The organism is Argonema galeatum A003/A1 (assembly GCF_023333595.1).
Classification (GTDB): Bacteria; Cyanobacteriota; Cyanobacteriia; order Cyanobacteriales; family Aerosakkonemataceae; genus Argonema; species Argonema galeatum.
Genome location: NZ_JAIQZM010000011.1, coordinates 141,545 through 160,557 on the forward strand (window position 1 = coordinate 141,545; position 19,013 = coordinate 160,557).

Here is a 19,013-nt window from a genome sequence, read left to right on the forward strand (position 1 = left end):
CTTCTTGTGTATTTTATTGTACTTTACTTTACTTTCTTATCATTTATTAATTTTGCCTATTAAAAGAGTAATCATAAAGAAAGTAAGAAATAATTTTTTTTGTAAGGCGTAGCTGGAGGTGCAGTGCCATGCTAAGGCTAGGTCATTCGATTAGTGAAAATGAATATTTAGGCACTTCGGCTGTCAAAAACTTCCTTAACAAGTGCCAGCTGTTAATTCAGAATGCCAAGGGCTCTATATACACTATATTAAAGTGCATGATATTCCTGGCTTTGTTGTCTGTGGCAGTCTTGCCTCTTTTCAGTTTGGTATTCTTTGTGAATGAAGATGAACTGCATTAGTCATTAGTCATTAGTCATTAGTGAAAAATCAAGTGAAACATTATTTGTTTTTTCCCAATGACCAATGACCAATTATAGCTACAAAATCTCCCAAGCTTTGCCTTTGTAGCCATATTGAACGGTTTCTGGGTGCAGAATCTCAGCCAAAATTTCCACCGAATCTGCCAATCGCGGCCCCGGACGATTGAAGTAGGAATTACCATCTGTAATGTAGACTTTTCCAGTCTTTACGGCCTGCAAATTCTGCCACTCTGGACGTTGAGCTAATATAGTAGCTTCCTGACGGGTGCGGTTGAGATCGAAGCCGCAGGGCATAAAGACAATCACGTCTGGATTGGCCGTTACCAGCGATTCCCATTGCAACTGAGGGGCAGGCTGACCGGGTACGCCAACAAGAGGCTGACCGCCTGCTAGTTTTACCAATTCTGGAATCCAGTTTCCGCCTGCCATCAGGGGGTCTGTCCACTCGATGCAAGCGACGGTGGGACGCTTTGTATCGAAGCTTGGTTGAGTTTTTTGCTCGCAAATTTTGACACGAGACTGTAAATCTGATAGAGAAGTCGGTATGCCGACAGCCATCGCTTCGGCAACATTTTGAATATCTGCCCACACATCTTCTAGCAGGTTGGGCTTTAAGGAAATAATTTGGGGTTGGGTGTGGGTAAGTTGGGCGACGGCTTTTTCCACCTCTGATAGGCTGACGGCACACACATCGCATTGATCTTGAGTGAGAATGTGTGTCGGTTGCAACTTTTCTAGGAGGTCTAGTTTGATTTCATAGATGCTGAGGGCGTTTTGCAGGAGATAGGTAACGTCTTGATGAATTTGGGCGCTGGGTTTGGAGGAATTCAATCGGGCTTGGGTGCAAGCAGGACGGTCTTGAATTTCCGGCGGATAGTCGCATTCGTGCGATCGCCCTACCAGAGCATCGGTTAGGCCCAACAGCGCTACAATCTCTGTTGCACTGGGTATAAGAGAGACAATTCTCAGATTTTTTGCATCAGTCATTGTTGCCACTTCTCTTGTCAAATGAAATTTTCGGCTGATAATTTGACGCCCCTGCGTAGAATTGACGATCGGGGTTGCCATCTGGTATGACAAACCAGGTTTTAAGCAGTACTTTTAAAGTAGCGTTAATCTTTAAAATTGTTATCCTTCTTGCGTTGCATAGTGAGATAAACAATTTTTATAAAGAAATCGTTACAAAAAAGTATAGAGAGCTAATTGCGGACTAATCTAATGTTGAACTACCAACACCAGTAAAGGTATGTGCTTGGTTACGAAAGGTTCCCGATTTTAACAGCACAATTGTTACCCTAGAAGTGCTACTGAATCAGTCGCGCCTCTGGGGTGAAGTCTGTATGGAGCAAGATCTCGTTGTACGCTATGCCAAGGGTGAGAAGAAGTGGATGAGTACCAATAGGGCAAGTACTAGAGATAGGACAAGGCAAGTTCTCTTGACGGTTAACACGATGCGAGACATCACAACGCCCAAGCAGACAGAGGAAAAGCTCACCGTCTACCGAGAGATTATTGCCAACTCCAACGATGCGATCGCCATTCTCGATACGCAGGGGCACTACGTTGAACAGAACTCAGCCCATAGAGCCTTGTTGGGTTACGCAGATGAGGAGTTGCGGGGAACACAAGCTATTCACGCAGGCAGCGATTTTGGCTCGTCGTTTTTTCAGGAACTTGTAAAGCAGGGCTCTCACCGTGCCGAAATCACCAGTCGCACCAAAAGCGGGAATCTACTATACATTGAAGTTTCCGCGTTCGCAGTCCGCAATAATGCAGGCAAACCCATCTGCTATGTGGCGATTAAGCGAGATATTACCTCTAGCAAACGTACAGAGGCGGCCCTACGCCAGAGTGAAGCCAAAAATCGAGCCCTTCTGAACGCAATACCCGATTTAATGTTTTGCCTCCATCAAGATGGCACCTTCCTAGACTTCAAAGCCAGCAAAGAGGATGAGCTGTACCTGCATCCGAGCCAATTTTTAGGCAAAAAAGTGCGGGAAGTGATGCCTGGTGACCTAAGTGAGCAGATTATGTCCCACCTGGAGCAAGCGTTACAAACCGGATCGAGCCAAATTTTTGAGTATCAACTAACGATCGCTGGCAATCAGCGCCATTATGAGGCTCGGTTAGTTGTGAGCGGCGAAGAGGAAGTACTGATCATTGTTCGCGACATTACCCAGCGCAAGCAGACAGAACTAGAACTGCTTCAGGCTAAAGAAGCCGCCGAAACTTCGAGTCGCTCCAAGAGCGAATTTTTGGCGAACATGAGCCACGAATTGCGAACGCCGCTCAATGCCATTCTGGGATTGTCGCAACTGCTGGGGCAACAAATTTTTGGCGCTCTCAATAAGAAGCAGAAGGAATACGTCAACTGCATTCATAGCAGTGGCGAACATCTTTTGGCGCTGATTAACGATATTCTCGATCTTTCCAAAGTAGAAGCTGGCAAAGAAGAACTGACTCTGATGCCAATAAGTGTGTCAGAACTGTGTAATTCTTGCCTAAGCCTGGTGGGCGAAGCAGCTTTTACCAAGGGGCTGCAACTCACAATTGAAGTAGATACCGAAGCGGATTTCTGCGTTGCGGATGAGCGACGAGTTAAGCAAATGCTGCTGAATCTGCTCTCTAATGGAATTAAGTTCACACCCGCTGGCAAAGTGGAGCTGATTGTCCGTAAAGTACCGGGAGCGATCGCATTTACCGTAGCCGATACAGGTATCGGCATAGCCCCAGAACATCTGCCGTTGCTGTTTCAATCCTTTTGCCAGCTTGATAGCGACCTCAACCGGCGCTATGAAGGTACTGGTTTGGGTTTAGTGCTGACTCGCAAACTAGCCCGTTTGCATGGCGGCGATGTAATGGTGCGATCGGTATTCGGTAAAGGCAGTCAATTCACGCTTTTTCTGCCGGATCGTCGCCGATCGGTTCTCAGTAGAGCAGAGCTAGAGCATTTCTCTCCAGAACCAAAGGATCGAGCAACCGATCGGCGACAGCTAAAAACTCACAACCGAAAACCTCTAGCTGATAGAGCGCACATTTTAATTGTGGAAGACGATAACCGCAGTGCCTTGGTGTTAGAGAATTATCTTCACGCTATTGGCTACGAGGTAAAACATCTTCCAAATGGTGTAGGGTTTTTGCAGGAGGTACAAACCTTCAAACCCGATTTGATTTTGTTGGGTTTACATTTACCGCATGGCGCAAGCGGACTAGATTTACTGACAACGCTGCGACAGGAACCAGACTTACAAGACTTGCCCGTGGTAATGATAACTGCCTCACAAAGTGACAGGCAACGTTGTTTGGCCGCCGGAGCTAATGACTACTTCACTAAGCCAATTGGAATTGCTCAAATTGAGTCTATCTTGATGCGATATATTAAATAATACCAAATCCGGGTTATTTACCCCCTTTATAGTGTGAAGTGTAGGGGTGAAGCATTGCGGCAATAAGTGTATTCCCAAGAGCCAAAGCCTTTCTACCGCAATGCTTCACCCAACTTATGGATAACGGGGGTTTTTATCCCGGATTTGGTATAAGTAGATCGGCGTAAATAAACTGAACACCCAGAAACCCGGTTTCTAAGGGCGCGGCAGTTTTACTTACTTACCTGTGCAATTGGGTGTAGCAGGTTGTCTGCATAAGCGTTTTGGGACTGCCAGTTTTCTGAGAGCCACTGCTGATAAGCAAGATCGTAATATTTTTGAGCGGCGACAATTTTGTCCTCAAACTGTTTAAGTTTGTTTGCGTATTTGTCTTTCAGCCATTGGATATCACGATCCATTTCCTGCTCTAGCTGATGCTTTTTGTGACTGAGCCAGTTGATGCAGAAGTCAGCTTCTGCCATTTGCCAGTTCTTAAGCCGACCGCTGAAATCGCCTTCTTCGATGAACTTTATCCTAAATTCATCGAGATCCATTTTGTACTCTATTTCGCGATCGGCCCGATCTATTTGCTCATCAATTAGATTTAGTTGTTTTTCTTCTTCTTCCGTGATTTCGTTTGATGACGAGTAGCTTTGATACTTTTCCATAAAATCTGCATTGTCTTTGGGCAAACCCACTACCCGCGTCCAAGCAGCGGGCCGATCGTTTGCTGAATTAGTAGATGCTTTTACGGACATACCTTACCTCTGAATTAAGATTGATTGCTTGTGCTATTACTTCACTTAAATGTTTCTTTGAGTTTGGCTAACTAAATATCGGTTTATAGGGCTACGGAAATCGGGTTTTTGAGATTACAGATTGCCCTCATAAGTTTATAAATATCACCTAACAGCTATTTCTGGGTAGAGGTATCGCACCCTACACCTGGGTACTAAAGTAAACTTTCTATAAAGTTATATTAACTACATCGTAATGTTACTTACGTAGAAGTGATATTACGTAAGTACACACCCGCTATCCAAGTTGTGACAGAGATAAGTAGGTGGGCGTAAATAAACTGAACTCCCAGAAACCCGGTTTCGCAGGAGTTACCGGGTTTCTAAGGGCCTGGAGTTTTACGTTTAATTATGCCCACCTACTTAGACTCAAAATAAGTACTAATATATTAAAAACAGACTTCAGTATAAAAAAGTACATTTTGCCCGAAAAAAGTAAACATATTTATTTAACAGAAGTTAATATTTTGAAATAATTCCAAGCTGCAACCACATTGCCCTGCATCAGTGCGGCAACACCGCTCAGTGCTTGGAGTTCTGGTAGATTGGGGTTGAGAGCTAGAGCGGGCTTGAGGGCGTTTTGGGCTGCTTTGGGATGCCAGTCGTACAGGTGGACAAAGGCGAGATAGGCGTAGGCGTAGGGATTCTGGGAGTCCAGTTTGGTGACTCGTTCCAAAGCTGCGATCGCACCTGCTGGCTGTCGCCGCAACACCTTCGCAAGCGCCAAAGCATAAGCCAAGTCTAGGTTTTGCGGTGACTGCTGCAACCGATAATTTAGCGTCTTGCTAGCTTGAATCAGATAATCTTGAGTCGGATCGTACTGGTTGATCCGTCCAGTTCGATCGAAGACAGAATCGAGTGCCTTTGGGCCTTCGGGCAATTTTGCTGCTGAAGTCCGTAACTGAGTGAGTAGATCTAATTCGGGTGCGGGTGTAGGCTTAGCAGTTGGGTCAATTTTCACGGTGACAGGCGGTACTGGGATGGGATAAGTTTCACCAGTTTGTCGATTTAGGTAAGTTGCCTCTAAAGTATAAATTCCAGGAACGATATCGGTGGGAGGAAGCATCGCCGTCCGTTCGATAACTTGAAAAGGCTGACTGTCTCCTGGGACGCGCTTACCCGGATGCAAATTTCCCATCGCGATAGCATGGTCATGCAACCATTGTTTTTGCTTCGTTCCTTGTGCAGGCGAAACGGCTGAATTGCGCCAAGTTAGCAGCACCAGGCCCGATCGCAATTGATTCCAGGGGCCAGACCAATCGTAGACAACTGGGACTGGAACTCCTGGTGGCGATCGATCTGGTACTGTAACTCGATTTAATTTGAGATTTTGGATTGGGGACTCAGAAACTCTCTCCTGCTTTACTTGTACTGGGGGAATTCGGCTGTGGTAGAGATTCAAAGTACTCTCATCTGGCAAATTCCAAGTTTTCTGTAATTGGAAATCTCCGCCTTGTTCTACAATTTGGACGATCGCAGATTGCGCCTCGCTGGGAACTGACCCTTGATTGCCAGTTTTAGTAACAAACCATGAGAGACTGCGTGCATCCTGCGGCACAAATTTTTTTCGCGTTCCCACCTGACGCCCATAAACCTGAAAATTGCTTAATGCTCCGTAATAATTGAAGTTGTGCTGGTTAAGTTCTGGTGTCGAGGGGAGGACGCCTAAAGTCGATCGCAGATAAGCTTCAGTTTTGATAATTTCTGCAATTACCTGCTGATGCGGCCACCCAGCACCAAAATATGGATAATGCTGAAAGCGAGGACTGAGAAATTGGGTTAACCAACTACCCCCAAGCGGGTACAGATTTAACAACATTAATAATATGGCTAGACCGATAGTACCCCAGCGAATATGTTTAGCCCAGCGACCAGTCCAGAGTGTTAAGCAGTAAGCTAAAAATAAGCCTAAAACTGGCAAATATGGCAAAACATAACGAGTATCTTTGTTAATATTCACAGAAGTAAGTAAATATGAACCTATCCAAAATATAGTCAACCATTTTAAGGATGATTGGTAATTAGTAATTGGTAAGTGTTTATTTTCTTCTACTTTTCTAATAGCTGATTTACCAAAATAAAGTAGTAACCCAACAATAGGTATTAGTAAAAGTGGCCAAGAGACTACATAGGGCAGGTCTTTCCAATAAAATGTCCAGGCGTCGAGGGTATTGAGGGCTGGGTCGCCTTCTGCGATCGCAGAATCCACTGTCGCCCGTTTCCCAGAAGTCAGTATCAGCAGCCAATTGGTGCGATACCAAGGGCCAAACACTAACACTGACAACAACAAAGCACCGATTAGCTGCCCTATTCTGTTAATGGAATTGCCGAGAAAATTATTCTCATGTTTAATTTTAAATCTTATATTTTTAATTAAATTGCCAATTTCCCCAAACCCTACCCACAGTAGTGGTATTAACAAAAAGAATATGGCTGTTTGCTTCACCATTAAAGCCAAGCCCAAACAAACACCAAAACCTGCTGCCCAAAACCATTCTCTTCTTCGTGTCTTCGTGGTTTTTATATTCCACCAAACCGTCAGACAATAGAAACATAGCGTTACTACTGCCGTCAGCGGATAATCCAGTAAAAAATCTATGCGAAATCTATATAATCCCGGCAAAACCTGACATATCGCCGCCGCCAATAACCCGACTTCAACGCTGAACAATTCTATGCCCAAACCATAAACGGAGACTAATAGAATAGCGCTAAAGAATAGGTTGACAAGTGTAGCTCGATCTGGCCCAGTGCCAAAGAAATTTTGGATAATACCTGCGGCAATATAGGTAAAGGGTGGGACTTTGGAGGTGAGTTGCCAAAAACTCGTCCACCATTCACCGTTAAACCACTGGGGATGCTGTAAGGCTTGCCAGTAGTTTAAACTGCCTGTGAGGTAGTCTGCTTGATCCCAGGCGGGTACAGACCGATCGAGGGCAAACCAGATGCGATCGCACACCGCACCCGCCAGCCAAATTATGCCCAAAGCCAGTAACCGTTTTAACTTTTTGGGTTTATTTTCTTCAATCACAGCTTCCACTCATTTATTTTCCCTAGATCCATTATTTATGAATTCTGACAAAAATGATTAAGATAATTATATAATTCTCGAAATAATGGGCATTTTCGTTGCAATTCACCGCAATTAATTTGCGTTATTAGTTCAGGGGTATGCAATCCTTTAGAAAAGCGTGGCTTATCGCGATCGGCATCCTGAACAGTCGATTCAATTAATGCCTCTGATAATTTTTCTCGACAACAATCTCTTTCAGGGTCATACTCACTAAATGATTCTGGATTATTAAAAGGAATATTCCTTTTCGTACTCAGCCACCATCGCATACGTTGATGTCTGTCTCGAAAATCTAGATGATTAGCTACTGTATTATTCCAATCTCCAATAATCCAAGCTTCCAGTTCAGGCGCTGCAAATCCAACAAATTTTTCTATATTGTCACATTCTGATATTTTTGCTATCTCTTCCAATATTTTTTGTCTTTGTGTTATGCGATCGCGGCAATCCAAATCATCAAAAACTAAAATAAGATCGCATCTATTTGGTTCCACTCTTAAAGCAATAGGTAGTTCCTCCTTTATTTGTTCTATCAAACTTTGACCTGTTCTCCCATAACTAAGGGCTTTATTAGGCTTAGGGCCAGGTTTTTGACGGATTGGTGTTTTTCGGATAAATTGACATCCAGGAAAATTTTTATCCAAAAATTGAGTTAATCCTTTAACCTCAGATTCACCACCACCAGCAAAAACCCATACTACCACGGCCATCCTCCCACAGTTGGATCGCCAACTCGGTATAAATCACCTAATTCCCATCCCTGTTCGAGTTTTTCATCCAGCATCTCTTTGGAAAGATGCTTTATGAAAAAATGCGTTTTATTTTCAGAATAGAAACAAAGGACATTCTCTAAACAATCCGTAAAATGATCTAAAAGGTCAGGGCTATGCGTAGTAATAATTATCTGTGTTTTGGTGGCTGCTTTTTTAATCCATTCAGCTAAAATTGGCATCCACGATACGTGCAATCCTAATTCTGGTTCATCAATTACTAACAAAGAAGGAAGAAATGGAGAATGTAATATAGTTGCCCAACACAACATTCTGACAGTTCCATCTGACATTTCATTAAGGTAAAACGGTTCATTTATACCTTCAAAATACCATTCTACAGCGAGAGATAGGCGACCAGTACGCCCAGGTCTGACGCGACGAGTTTTTTGTATGATTGATTTCATCGCTAAATTAAGACTTTCATCAAAGTCAATATTTTGATTTAAGTTATCTAGAACTAACGCTAAGTTATATCCCGATGGCGATAAGTAAATGTCACTTGGGCCAAGTTTAGGCTCTGCCGTTCTAATTTGATTTAAATCCATGTTATTAGCGTTATAAAACTGCCATTTTGAAATAAATTCACTCAGTTGTCTTCTAATTCTGTAAACTGGCGTATTTTCAGGAGGTGATTGACTATTTTCAAGCAGTACCGGAATTGTAAATAGTCCCAGAGAATTCGTAGGAATGTTATCTAGAGGTTCAAAATGAGTTTGGGTTTGGTCAGGATTATCGTAAACAGATACTACTCCTTGACCTAATTCTCTTTCATGCAATTTATAGTAATAGAAAGGTGACTTAGTTCTTTTTTTATTAGAACTATCATACAAATCTTCTCCGCCATATAAATATTCTTCGGAAATGCTAGCCCTCCCTTTTTGTTGATCGGTATAAAGTTTTAGGTCAAGAATTACACTGTCTCTTTGAGGATTATTAGTTTGGGAAATTTGCGAAAAACAGTAAGAAAATTCGACTAAGGCCGGACTTGCAACATTGCCATCTAGGATTCTATTACCACCAATTTTAGCAATTGCATCTTCAAAGCTACTCACACCTCTATTTTCGTCTGGAATAGCTGTAAGACAATCTTTTAAAAATTTTAAACAACTGATGAAGTTGCTTTTACCAGATCCGTTTGGGCCTATAAAAATGTTGAGATTATTTAGATATATCGGCTCATCCAAATGAAGATTTTTATAATTTTTAGTAGCCAGAAAACGAAGTGGTGGTTGATTCATAGCATTTTAAACAGAACTGTGTCTATTAAATTATACAACTGTGAATGCTATCTGGTGACGGGAGTAATGTTGATGATTCATGGTTTTTTCAATCAACCACGAACCATCAACACCCTTCACAAATTCCTATTCTGCCCCCTCAATGGGTGCAAAACCTTGACGTTGGATATTCTCAGTTACCGCACGCGGTTCCAAGAATTGTAGCAGATAATCGGGGCCACCCGCTTTGGAACCAACACCAGAAAGTTTAAATCCACCAAAAGGTTGACGCGAGACAATCGCACCAGTAATCCCGCGATTGATATACAAATTCCCCACTTCAAATTCAGCTTGCGCCTTTTCAATGTGGGAAGGAGTACGCGAATACAAACCACCAGTTAAGGCGAAATTTGTACCGTTAGCAACATCAATTGCTGACTGAAAATCCTTCACTCGAATCACAGACAATACTGGGCCAAAAATCTCCTCCTGGGCAATTATCCCCGTCGGAGATACTTCCGAAAAAATGACCGGCCCAATAAAATAGCCATTTTCCGGTGCAGACATTTCCAGGGCAACTTTTGCTTCCTGACGCCCTTTCTCGATATATTCTTTGATGCGTTTATGGGCATTCGCATCGATCACAGGGCCTACTTTTGTGCTAGGGTTTTCTGCTGCACCAACGTTCAGACTGCGAGTAGCTTCAACTAAACGCGGTACAAACACATCATAGATAGATTCCAACACAATTACTCGCGAACAAGCAGAACATTTTTGACCGCTATAACCAAAAGCAGATTGCACTACACCCGCAACTGCTTGATCTAAATCCGCACTTTCATCAACGATGATTGCATTCTTGCCACCCATCTCAGCAATAACTCGTTTCAGATGTTTTTGTCCGGGTTGTAAAATCGCAGCATCGGCGTAAATTTGGCAACCAACTTCCTGAGAACCCGTGAAGGTGATCATGTGAACATCGGGATGTTTCACCATGTAAGAACCGACAGTGGAACCTTTGCCAGGTACGTATTGGAATACGCCGCTAGGAACACCAGCTTCGATCAAAATTTCCGTTAATTTGGCTGTAATTACTGAGGAAACTTCCGCTGGTTTCAGAAGCGTACAATTTCCCGCCACGAGTGAGGCGACTGTCATTCCCGTAGGAATAGCCAAGGGAAAATTCCAGGGGGAAATAATCAGCGAAATTCCACGCGGTTGATAGTTATAGCGGTTATTTTCGCCAGGAATATCGTAGTTATATCCCTGTTCCAGTCGTTCCATTTCGTCGGCATAGTAGCGGCAGAAATCGATCGCTTCTGAAACTTCACCATCTCCTTCCCGGATTGGTTTCCCAGTTTCCAAAACCATGCAAGCTGTTAATTCGTGACGGCGTTTTTCCATCAATTCTGCTGCTTTACGCAACACGCCAGCACGTTCCCGGACAGGGGTTTTTCGCCAAGCGGGAAATGCTGCTTTTGCTGCTTGGATTGCTTGTTCTGCTTGTTCGACGCTAAGCAATCCAATTTTGCCAACTATTTCGCTGGGATTGGAAGGATTGACAGAATCAACAATTTGTGATGTGTTTACATATTCACCATTAATTAAAGGTGAATATGTTTTACCTAGTTGTTGACGAATGGTTTGGATAGCTTGTAGCGATCGCGCTCTTTCTTCCTTATCAGCATAATCGGTATCGGCTACATTGGGGAACGCTTTCGTAAACTCTGCCTTGGAATCGACTTTGCCATTTAAAGTTGGCGGTGCTAACAATTCTTCGATTGGTCGTTCTTCCAAACTTTGCCGCAAGAAGGAACTATTTGCTGTGTTTTCTAACAAGCGGCGAATCAAATATGCCATACCGGGAATTAAATCGCCATAAGGACAATAAACCCGCAGACGATAACCGCGATCCACGATTGATTTTGCCAGTTTATCTGCCATCCCGTAAAGGACTTGCATTTCAAAGCGGCGACGAGGTACATTTAAAGTTTCGGCAATTGCCATTGCCCGCGCTTGACTGCGAACATTATGGCTACCAATTGCCGAATAAATATACTCGTAGTTTTCCAACATCAACTGAGTTATTTTCTCATAGTTGATATCGGTTGCCGCTTTATCATTGTAAACTGGTTGAGGCCAATCTCTCTGGGCTGATTTGATAGTTTCCTGATCCCAATAAGCACCCTTCACCAAACGGATAGTTACCGGATTACCGCGCAATTTTGCCCAAGCAATCAAATCACGCAAATCTTTTTCGCTGTCGCGTAAATAAGCTTGAATTGTGATTCCAATATCCGTGCGAGAACGAAATTCATCTTCCAACAAAACCTGTTTGAGGATACTCAAAGTTAGGTCTTTGTAGGCATATTGTTCCATGTCAAAGTGAACGGCGGCACCTAATTCTTTGGCGCGGCGTAATAGAATGCGAATGCGATCGCTCACTTTTTCCTGACTGCCTTTCTCATCCAGCGGATCGAACTGGGAATAAAACGCTGTTATTTTAACAGATACTTGCACTTTTGGCAATGGTTCGCCATCAGCAGAGTCGATCGCCTCAACAGTTGACCAACTTTTCGCAGCTTCTGTTAGCTGACTCATCAATTCCAAATAGCGATCGAGATAAGATTGCGCTTCCTCCTCCGTAATCACCGCCTCTCCCAAGAGGTCGATCGTGAAAGCCATTTTATCCTTACGCAGGCGCTTAACCGTCTCAATTACCTGTTTAATGTTTTCTCCGGCAATATACTTATGAGCTAAAGTTTCAACTGCTGTGGAGACGGTTGTCGCTGCCAGCTGTCCCGGCATCGAGTCTGGATTGGCAAAATTCAGCAAACCTTTTAGCGCTGCGGGTAATTCAACCGACTCATCTCCCAGATATTCCTGTAAGTGACGGGCGATTTCTGGTTTGCTACGCAGCGAAGGCAGACAGTCGATGAAGCGAAACAGCTGCACCCGCAAACCGGGGTTAGACATTGCCCAAGATAGCAATTTATCGTCCCAGCGCATTTGGTCGCGCATTTGGGCAAAAAATGAACGATTTTCTTTAGTTGCAGCCAGAAGTTGTTTGGCAATCTCCTGGGTTTTAGTTTCGTAAACCGTATTATTTGATACTTGTACGACCACAGCTGATGGACTCCTATTCTCGGCAATGCTTGGGTTTATAACCCGATCATTTCTATTTTCACGCTTTATTACGCCATTATGTTAGCTGAATTACAAGTATAAATACTCAAACAATATGCGATCGGAAAACTTGCACAAGCAAACTGTAACCCCTTGAAAGTAGCTGTACTTAATCCAGATGAAAGCCGCTATAAACAAGATAATTGGCATCTGCGGCTGGGATCGTGGAAAGTTAAACTAGAAGTTAACAAGCATCTGCTCAACTCATGCCGATATACTGAGCTAAGCTCTAGCACGGAGAGGTTGAGTCAAGGTTGTAGCTGGCTTTATCGCTCTTTAAGTGGAGTTAGCCCAGACTGAACCGAAAAACACATCCATGAGCATCCAGACGTCTGTGCTGGCAGAGCTGCTGCAAGACCTGCCCCAACTAAGACCACAAATGTACTTCAAGTCTTCCTTAACTGCGCTCTCTCATGCGATGGAAGACCAAGTTTTGGCGGGTTCCGATCGGCCCCTGGTGATTGCGAGCTTTCAACGAGAGCGCTTTTATCGTCAGGAAGCTCACCGCTACCGACGGGTTGCACAAAAGAGCAATCAGGTGTATGTGCTGGCGGCACCGGAAACTGATTTCGTCAGCAAATCGGACATCTACGAGACGATCGCATTTAACCCTGAAGATGCCTTAAGTCAGGAGTGGCATTTAGTGGTGATCGGGCAGCAATATGCCAGCTGCCTTGTTTGCCGCGAACGGCAAGCGCCAGCACTGCCCACAGCGGAACAGCCGCACTTTGATATAGACCCATCTCGCCGATTTGAAGGCGTTTGGACTTTCGATCGGCAAGTGAGTTGCAAAGCGGCTGAATTATTACTTAAGAAAATTTTGGTTTATCGGCCTGAGTTGGAAGAGAAAATCGAGCAGGCGGAGACAGAGTTTCTGTTGGAAATTTCATCGGGTTTCCACGACATCGACCCAGACCCTTTTGCCCAGCGTTTGGTGACGTACCTTCAGGCGGGTCAATACAAGTTGCTAAAAGCCTATAGATCGATCGCAGATCAGGAAAGGAAAGAGCGCTTGGTGAACTCAATTACCTCTGCCATTAGGCAATCGCTCAATTCCCATGAAATACTCAAAGGAGCCGCGCAAGAATTGGGTCAGGCTCTACAAGTTTGTCGGTGTTTGATTTATCGTTGCAAAGAGACGGAGGTGGCAACGACAAATCTGCACGAGTTTTTAAGCCCTAGTGTTACCTCTCTGGCAGGACAAAGCTGGCCTTTGCAGGAGAATCCCCTCTTTCAAGAAGTAGTGCAAAGTGGACAACCTATCTACGTGGCAGATACTCACAGAGACTCCCGGATTACAAATACACCAGCGCTAAAGGCTCTAGTCGATCGCTTTGGAATTATCTCTTGGCTGCTAGTACCCGTACTGGATAAGGGGAGATTATTGGGAATGGTGGAATTGCACTACGGCGGTGCGTCGCATGAATGGGAAGAAGATGATTTGGAACTGGTGGAAGCGATCGCAACCCAAATCGGCGTTGCCCTCATTCAAGCAGAAGCCTACACCAACCTAGAACAGCTCAACGAGCAGCTAGAAGCCCTAGAACGCACCCGGAGCAACTTGATTGCCATCACAGGTCACGAACTGCGTACCCCCCTATCGACCATCCAAGTTTGTCTGGAAAGTCTCGCCAGCGAACCAGATATGTCCCTAGAACTGCGACAGGTAATGCTGAACTCGGCTTTAGAAGATGCCGAACGGATGCGTAAACTCGTGCAAGATTTCCTCACCCTCTCCCAGCTAGAAAGCGGTCGGGTGCAGTGGCACCCGGAACCCCTAGAATTTCAAGAATGTGTCGATTTAGCTCTCAGCAGTATTCGCGCCCGTCTTTCCAAGGAGCAATTTCCCAAGATTACCACCCAGGTGCCAAGCAAACTGCCTCTGGTACGCGCTGATGGTGAATGGCTGGTGGAAGTACTGTCGAAGCTCTTAGACAACGCTTGCAAATTTACAGCACCGAATGGAGAGGTAATTATCCAGGCTCAACCTACTAAGGGCGATCGAATGCTGGAAGTTACAGTCGCCGATACTGGTCGCGGCATCGAACCAAACCGTCTCGAAACCGTCTTTGACAGGTTCTATCAAGAAGAAGGAGCCTTGCGACGAACAACAGGCGGTACAGGACTGGGACTGGCGATTTGCCGCCAGATTGTCAGCGGGTGGGGCGGTCAGATTTGGGCCAAATCTGCTGGCAAAGATCGAGGCAGTCAGTTACATTTCACCATTCCCATTGTGGGAAGTAGCGGCGATCAAAAGCGATCGGCCAAAAGCAATCCGCGATCGGCCAAAACAGGAACTAGGGGCTAGGGGCTAGAAAAGTCAAAAGTCAAAAGTCAAAAGTCAAAAGTGAACAATTCTTTCTTTTCCCCTCTGCCCCTCTGCCCCTCTGCTCCTCTGCTCCTCCGCCCCTCTGCTCCTCTGCCCCTCTGCCCCTCTGCCCCTCTGCCCCCAAAGCTGAAGAGATGTTACAGTTCTTGACAGAATAGCAAGACTGACACAGCCACGATGATAGGATTCCCTAAAAAGTTGAGAGAGGAACCTATGGCAGATACTCTGACTGGACAAGCACCTTTGTTCGGTGGCAGCACCGGCGGCTTACTGAGCAAAGCGCAAATAGAAGAAAAGTACGCAATCACCTGGACCAGCCCCAAGGAACAGGTGTTTGAAATGCCCACTGGCGGCGCTGCTGTCATGCGGCAAGGTGACAACCTGCTATACCTAGCCCGCAAGGAACAGTGTATTGCCTTGGGCGGTCAGCAACTGCGTGCCAAGTTCAAAATCAACAACTACAAGATTTACCGGGTTTTCCCCAACGGTGAAATCGAGTACCTGCACCCTGCTGATGGCGTATTCCCTGAAAAGGTGAACGCAGGTCGTCCTTACGTAGGTAAGAAAGACCGTAACATTGGCAGCAACCCAGAACCAGCAAAGGTGAAATTCAGCGGTCATAATACTTACGATACCTAATGGGTTCCTAAGTTAACTTGAACGTTTAGAAGCCCCACGCCTCCCTATCGGATACGACGTGGGGCTTTTGATTTGGCTTTTGACGAATTGCTAAGGGTAAAAAAAAGGGCTAATGAAGTAGGATTTGGTATGAGGGACAAAGAAACCGGGTTTCTGGGTGTACTAGGGTGTACTTCATGCAACTGAAAATCGCTATAACGCATCCAAAACCGTCGGGTGATGGTGCGTTAGTAACGCACCCTACGTTACCATTAATCAAAGCGTTGTGGTAATAAGCAATGACAAAAGAATTAATCAATAGCAGAGTGCTAATTAGTTTTGGGTTGAGTTTGGTAATTTTAATTGCTAGCGCTTTAAAAATTTTTGCACAGCAACAGTTAGAGCGATATCCAACGGCGGCAGAATTACAGAGATTGAGGGAAAAATTACGTCAGCAGATTCGTAGGAATAATGTTGGAGATATGCGTACTCAAACCGATAAACAAAGGAGAGAATCTTTTGTGAGAGATTGGTCGAGGTTTGATCCAGCCGTTGCGCCTTTTTTGGGTAAATGGTCGGGATATGAAGAGGGTCTAAGTGTTTATCCATCAAATAGAAGAGGTAGAGTTTGCCTTATTTACATTGGCATACAAGCAGCTGACTTTGGTTTGGGAACGGTATCTAATGGAGTAATACGAACTAATGACAAAGCAGTAATTTTAAAGGAAGGAGATTATCTGGGGATAGCAACTGTGAGGAACAATCAGGCAGATATTCCCGTCGAAATTCCATATAACTCTCCTACAGTTACGCAAGCAGCAAGACAGTTCGCACAGTTATCTGCAAATGCACAAGAAGTTGATAAGGTGGTGCGGGAGTTTAACGCTGCTGGCTGTAGGTCTGGGTTGCCGTCTGGACGGTAAATCCTATAATATTATCGAAATAATGATGTTTATGAAAGGCAAATCGCTACTTAGTTTTGGGTTGAGCTTGGCAATTTTAGCAGGTGGCTGTTTACCAGTTTTGGCAGAGTCTCAGCAAGAAGCAACGAAGCAATCTAGACAGACAATTCAACGCTTACCCAATGGAAACTACTTTTATGGCAAATCCCGGTTGCCAAATCAACAAGATGTTGATTATTTGGCTTTCCGCAAAACTGATAACATAGTTATAGGATTTAAGTACAGATACAGGGAAGAAGGATATTGCTTAAGAGGTACAGTCAATGGAAATACCCTTAATAATGTTACGAGGGAATATGTGGAACTCGGTCTGGGAAGTAGGCCAGAATTTAGACGCGGAAGCTCAATAAATTTAGCGACATTCAATAGATTGAATTCTAACCAAATCCCAGCGGATTCTAATGTAACGAGAAGATTACAAGAATGTGTCAGGATATTTGATAACAGAATGTAAGCGAGAAACTTGTGCTTAGGCTTGACTGGTTCGTACTTGGGGTGAAAGACTGTAGTGTTGTGGCGATCGGGTTGGTAACTCAGATTAAGTTTCAGCGGATCGCTCTCATCCAAACCAAACTAAAGTTATGATATTCCCGGATTTCTCCCAATTTGGCGAACTAGCTAAGCAAGGCAATTTTATCCCAGTCTACCAGGAATGGGTGGCAGATCTCGATACGCCTGTGTCTGCCTGGTATCGGGTCTGTGCGGGACAGCCTTATAGCTTCCTGTTAGAATCGGTGGAGGGTGGGGAGAAAATCGGACGCTACAGTTTGCTAGGATGCGACCCCCTGTGGATTTTGGAGGCAAGAGGCTCTAGCACGATCCAGCACCATCGGGATGGCTGGGTTGTAGAATTTGAAGGCGATCCTTTCAAAGCTTTGACTTATTGCCTCAAACCTTATCATCCGGTAAAGTTACCTCAGCTACCACCGGGGATTGGCGGTTTGTTTGGGTTTTGGGGTTACGAACTGATTCGCTGGATTGAACCGCGAGTGCCGGTTTATGCTGGTGGGAAAGAGGATTTGCCTGATGGACTGTGGATGCAGGTGGATCACTTGCTGATTTTTGACCAGGTGAAGCGGAAGATTTGGGCGATCGCGTATGCGGATTTGCGAGATCCTGAAGTAGATTTGGAAACGGCATATCAGCAGGCGTGCGATCGCGTCACCCAACTCGTAAACAAGCTGCAATCCCCCCTATCCCAACAAAATACTCTTTTGGCATGGAAGCCGCCTGGAAGTGGTACAGGAGACGTTGAGTACGCCAGCAACATTTCTCGCGAACAGTTTTGCACCAACGTCCAAAAAGCGAAGGATTACATCAAAGCTGGGGATATTTTCCAAGTTGTACTTTCGCAGCGACTTTCAGCGGAATACACTGGCGACCCATTTGCACTTTATCGCTCTTTGCGATTGATTAACCCGTCGCCTTACATGGCTTATTTTAACTTCGGCGATTGGCAGATTATCGGTTCGAGTCCGGAAGTGATGGTGAAAGCTGAGAAGATACCCCACTCGGTTGACGGGGAGGGCAAAGGTGGGGTTATGATGGCGACTGTGCGACCGATCGCGGGTACTCGCCAACGCGGTAAGACTCCGCAAGAAGATTTAGCATTGGCTGAAGAGTTGTTGCAAGATCCGAAGGAAGTTGCGGAACACGTTATGCTGGTTGACTTGGGACGCAACGATCTAGGTCGCGTCTGCAAGAATGGTACGGTGAGAGTTGATGAAATAATGACGATCGAGCGTTACTCCCATGTTATGCACATTGTTAGCAACGTGCTGGGAGAATTAGCTGCGGACAAAACTGCTTGGGATTTGCTGAAAGCTTGTTTTCCGGCGGGTACTGTCAGCGGTGCGCCCAAAATTCGGGCGATGGAGATTATCCATGAGTTAGAGGGGTGTCGCCGTGGCCCTTATTCGGGTTCTTATGGATATTATGATTTTGAGGGACAGTTGAATAGTGCGATCGCAATTCGCACTATGGTTGTCCGCAGTCAAGGTAACAGCAAATATACCGTATCTGTACAAGCTGGTGCTGGTTTGGTAGCTGATTCTGTGCCGGAAAAAGAGTATGAAGAAACTCTCAATAAGGCAAGGGGTTTGTTAGAAGCAATTCGCTGTTTACGCTAACCTCGATCCTCTCGTGACCAGGCTGAGCCTGGTCACAAAGCTTGGGAGGCAAAGCCTCCTTATTGTATAACTTTTGATATCAAGTCCATTCTTATCTGCGTTAATCTGCGTGTATCTGTTTTCATCTGCGGTAAAATTTAACCAAAGATGAAAACAGACAACTTAACGATATCAGAGCGGATTAATTTTTTAACCCACGAAA

Annotated in this window: 12 protein-coding genes; 6 read left to right on the forward strand and 6 right to left on the reverse strand. The window is 44.8% G+C overall.

Features of this window, described 5'->3' with window-relative positions; all coding sequences use genetic code 11:
- Positions 1-419: 419 nt before the first annotated feature.
- Entirely contained in the window at positions 420-1,349 is a 930-nt protein-coding gene (locus LAY41_RS14260; RefSeq protein WP_249098712.1) for a cobalamin-binding protein, read from the reverse strand.
- Between the two features lie 353 nt (positions 1,350-1,702).
- Here LAY41_RS14260 and LAY41_RS14265 point away from each other — a divergent pair, with 353 nt between their 5' ends.
- Positions 1,703-3,748 (forward strand): PAS domain S-box protein, encoded by a 2,046-nt coding sequence (locus tag LAY41_RS14265; RefSeq protein ID WP_249098717.1) that lies wholly within the window; start codon positions 1,703-1,705, stop codon positions 3,746-3,748.
- Positions 3,749-3,960: 212 nt separating this feature from the next.
- Here LAY41_RS14265 and LAY41_RS14270 read toward each other — a convergent pair whose 3' ends face one another.
- The 5 genes from LAY41_RS14270 to pruA form a co-directional block, all read right to left on the reverse strand.
- Positions 3,961-4,485 (reverse strand): hypothetical protein, encoded by a 525-nt coding sequence (locus LAY41_RS14270; RefSeq protein ID WP_249098720.1) that lies wholly within the window; start codon positions 4,483-4,485, stop codon positions 3,961-3,963.
- Positions 4,486-4,969: 484 nt separating this feature from the next.
- Entirely contained in the window at positions 4,970-7,564 is a 2,595-nt protein-coding gene (locus tag LAY41_RS14275) for a phospholipid carrier-dependent glycosyltransferase (protein ID WP_338022989.1), read from the reverse strand.
- Positions 7,565-7,590: 26 nt separating this feature from the next.
- Positions 7,591-8,307, reverse strand: a complete 717-nt coding sequence (locus tag LAY41_RS14280; RefSeq protein ID WP_249098722.1) for a DUF4276 family protein — start codon at positions 8,305-8,307, stop codon at positions 7,591-7,593.
- Positions 8,295-9,608, reverse strand: a complete 1,314-nt coding sequence (locus LAY41_RS14285; protein WP_249098723.1) for an AAA family ATPase — start codon at positions 9,606-9,608, stop codon at positions 8,295-8,297. The genes LAY41_RS14280 and LAY41_RS14285 overlap by 13 nt, the downstream gene beginning before the upstream one ends.
- A gap of 126 nt (positions 9,609-9,734) precedes the next feature.
- Complete coding sequence (gene pruA / locus LAY41_RS14290; protein ID WP_249098726.1) at positions 9,735-12,713, reverse strand: L-glutamate gamma-semialdehyde dehydrogenase; 2,979 nt, start codon at positions 12,711-12,713, stop codon at positions 9,735-9,737.
- A 376-nt stretch (positions 12,714-13,089) separates the two neighbouring features.
- Between pruA and LAY41_RS14295 the strand changes: the two genes are divergently transcribed.
- The 5 genes from LAY41_RS14295 (at position 13,090) to trpE (ending at position 18,811) form a co-directional block, all read left to right on the forward strand.
- Entirely contained in the window at positions 13,090-15,081 is a 1,992-nt protein-coding gene (locus LAY41_RS14295) for a DICT sensory domain-containing protein (protein WP_249098729.1), read from the forward strand.
- A gap of 234 nt (positions 15,082-15,315) precedes the next feature.
- Positions 15,316-15,741, forward strand: a complete 426-nt coding sequence (gene psaD / locus LAY41_RS14300) for a photosystem I reaction center subunit II PsaD (RefSeq protein WP_249066062.1) — start codon at positions 15,316-15,318, stop codon at positions 15,739-15,741.
- Positions 15,742-16,019: 278 nt separating this feature from the next.
- Positions 16,020-16,643, forward strand: a complete 624-nt coding sequence (locus tag LAY41_RS14305) for a hypothetical protein (RefSeq protein WP_249098733.1) — start codon at positions 16,020-16,022, stop codon at positions 16,641-16,643.
- Between the two features lie 31 nt (positions 16,644-16,674).
- Positions 16,675-17,136 (forward strand): hypothetical protein, encoded by a 462-nt coding sequence (locus tag LAY41_RS14310; protein ID WP_249098736.1) that lies wholly within the window; start codon positions 16,675-16,677, stop codon positions 17,134-17,136.
- A 127-nt stretch (positions 17,137-17,263) separates the two neighbouring features.
- A complete protein-coding gene (trpE, locus tag LAY41_RS14315) occupies positions 17,264-18,811 on the forward strand; it encodes an anthranilate synthase component I (protein WP_249098739.1) in 1,548 nt (515 codons plus the stop codon).
- Positions 18,812-19,013: the final 202 nt, after the last annotated feature.